The 2,704-nt window shown below is 65.3% G+C and carries 2 protein-coding genes; one reads left to right on the top strand and one right to left on the bottom strand.

Annotated features, from left to right (window positions below; genetic code table 11):
• A partial coding sequence (locus tag NJ1_RS35300) for a peptide ABC transporter substrate-binding protein (RefSeq protein WP_245717722.1) occupies window positions 1–1,603 on the bottom strand: 1,603 nt, incomplete at its 3' end.
• Between the two features lie 358 nt (window positions 1,604–1,961).
• On the opposite strand from NJ1_RS35300, the gene NJ1_RS35295 reads away from it, so the two are divergent.
• A partial coding sequence (locus NJ1_RS35295) for an AMP-binding protein (RefSeq protein ID WP_157574546.1) occupies window positions 1,962–2,704 on the top strand: 743 nt, incomplete at its 3' end.

Genomic DNA, 2,704 nt, shown 5'->3' with positions numbered 1-2,704 from the left:
ACTTCTCGATGTTCTCGAAGTCGAACAGGCCGGACCAGGCGACCTCCGCCTTCTTCACCCGATCCGAGCGTCCCGCCGCGACGTTGTAGTCGAAGATCGGAATGTCGGCCATGTCCTGGAAGAGCACGGCCTGCGCCTGCGCCAGAATGTCGTACGCGGCCGCCGGGGTGGGTGCGGCCAGCGCGGTGTTCAGCAGCCGATCGAATTCCGGGCTCTTGTAGTCCACGTCGTTGGTCTCGGAGGTGGACAGGAACAGCGCGGTGAGGAACTCGAACATGGACGGGTAGTCACCCTGCCAGCCGTACCGGAATGCCTTGCCCACGTTGTGGTTGTGGATCTCGTCGCGAATGTTCTTGAAGGTCGGGTAGGGGGCGCCGACCGCATCGATGCCGAGGGTGTTCTTGACGCTGTTGGCGACCGCTTCGATCCAGCCCTGGTGACCGCCGTCGGAGTTGTAGGCGATCTGATAGGTGCCCGACCACGGCGAGATGGCGTCGGCCTGCGCCCACAGCTTCTTGGCCTCGTCCGGGTTGAACTTCAACACCTCCGCCCCGGGCAGGTTCTCCCGGAAGCCGTCCAGGGTGAAGGCGGTGAAGTCCTTCGCCGGAACGCGGGTGCCGTGAAAGATGTTGGTGGCGATCTGTTCCCGGTTGATCGCCATCGAGATGGCCTTGCGCCGCAGCACGCCCTCCGGACCGCTGAAGTGCGGCACCGTCGGCTGGATGCCGATGTGCTGGCTGTAGGCGATGGGCTTGTGGATGGCCCGGTCGCCGAGATCCTGCTCGTAGCTGGCCAGGGCGACGTCCGGAATCACGTCCAGCACATCGAGATTGCCCTGCAGCAGGTCCGCGTAGGCGGTGTCCATGTTCTGGTACATCTTGAACCGCAGGCCGTTGTTCTTGGCCGGGCGACCGCCGGGGTAGTCCGGGTTCGGCACCAGGTCGATCTGCACATTGTGCTGCCAGGCGTCGGCACTGGCGAACTTGTAGGGCCCGTTGCCGATCGGGTTCTCCCCGTACGCCTTCATATCCTTGAAAGCGGCCTCGGGCAGCGGGTAGAACGGCGCGAAGCCCAGCTCGAGTTCGAAGTCGATGGAGGGCTGCTTCAGATCGACGGTGAAGGTGTGGTCATCGACGATCTTCAGACCCGACATCGTCTGTGCGGTAGGCGGATTCGCCGCCACCTCGTCGTACCCGACGATCGGCGGGAACACCCAGTTCTGCAACTGGGCGTTGGTGCCCAGCGCCCCGTAGTTCCAGGCGTCCACGAACGACTTGGAGGTGACGGTGGTGCCGTCGGTGAACTTCCAGTCCGGCTTGATGGTGATCTTGTAATGCTGGCGGTCGGTCGTCTCGATCGACTGCGCCATCTCGTTGTGGGACACGCCCTTGGCGTCGTAGTACTTCAATCCCGCCCAGAGCCGATCGACGACCCGGCCACCCATGTTCTCGTTGGTATTGGTGGGCACCAGCGGATTCTGCGGTTCGCCCGCGTTCACCGTGACGAGATCGGAATTGTCATCACTGGAGGAGCAGCCCGTCAGGGTGAGGCTCGTGGCTACCAGCGCCGCCGTGAACAGCGCGGTTATCGTCTTGACTCTCAACGCATTTCTCCCGATTCCAGGAAAGGGCGAGGGGATGCGCGACACACGCTGAGGTCCACCAGCGCCATCTGCGATCCGCCTTGGGTGAAACGGACACTAACCACCCGCTGCGCCGTTGTCAGCGGATCGCTCCGGGATTGTTCGCCTTGTTAGCAATGTGGCAACACGAGCGACTCAAACCGGTGGTCGAGGGTGACACAACGCACAGTTGAGCGACCAGCACGTGCTCGCGCTCACGATCCGGCGAGTGGGACCGAAGCCGCGGGCCGATTCCGGCGCAGGTCACAGTCGGTTAGTGTCGAACGTGGCCACGGTCACCCCCGGGGCCGCCTGTGGGAGCGAGAGAAGAAGAGACGAGATGACCGAGAGCACCGCTGATCACCTGGACGTGTATCCGCCGAGCACCGAGTTCGCCGCCGCCGCCAACGGCGACGGGTCTCTCTACGCGCGGGCCGACGCGGACCGCGAGGCGTTCTGGGCCGAACAGGCCGCACGACTGCACTGGGATCAGCCCTGGACCCAGGTCCTGGATTGGGACGACGCCCCCTTCGCCCGATGGTTCGTCGGTGGCAAGCTGAACGTCGCGTACAACTGCGTCGACCGCCACGTGCTGGACGGACACGGCGATCAGGTCGCCATCCACTGGGAGGGCGAGCCGGGCGACTCCCGCGACCTCACCTACGCCGATCTGCTGGCCGAGGTGTCCCGCGCCGCCAACTACTTCACCGACCTCGGTCTGGTGGCCGGTGACCGCGTCGCGATCTACATGCCGATGGTCCCCGAGGCCATCGTGTCCATGCTCGCGTGCGCGCGCCTGGGCCTGACCCATTCGGTGGTCTTCGCGGGCTTCTCCCCCAGCGCGCTGCGCCAGCGCGTGGACGACGCCTCCGCGCGCCTGGTCGTCACCACCGACGGTCAGTGGCGGCGCGGCAAGGCCGCTCCGCTCAAGGACGCGGTGGACGAGGCTCTGGCAGAAGGTGATTCGACGGTCGAGCACGTTCTCGTGGTGCGCCGCACCGGAATCGAGACCGCGTGGACCGAGGGTCGCGACGTGTGGTGGGACGAGACGGTCGCGCTGGCCTCCCCCGAACACGAGCCACT

Source organism: Nocardia jejuensis NBRC 103114 (genome assembly GCF_001613145.1).
GTDB lineage: Bacteria > Actinomycetota > Actinomycetes > Mycobacteriales > Mycobacteriaceae > Nocardia > Nocardia jejuensis.
This window is presented reverse-complemented; position numbering and strand designations above follow the sequence as displayed.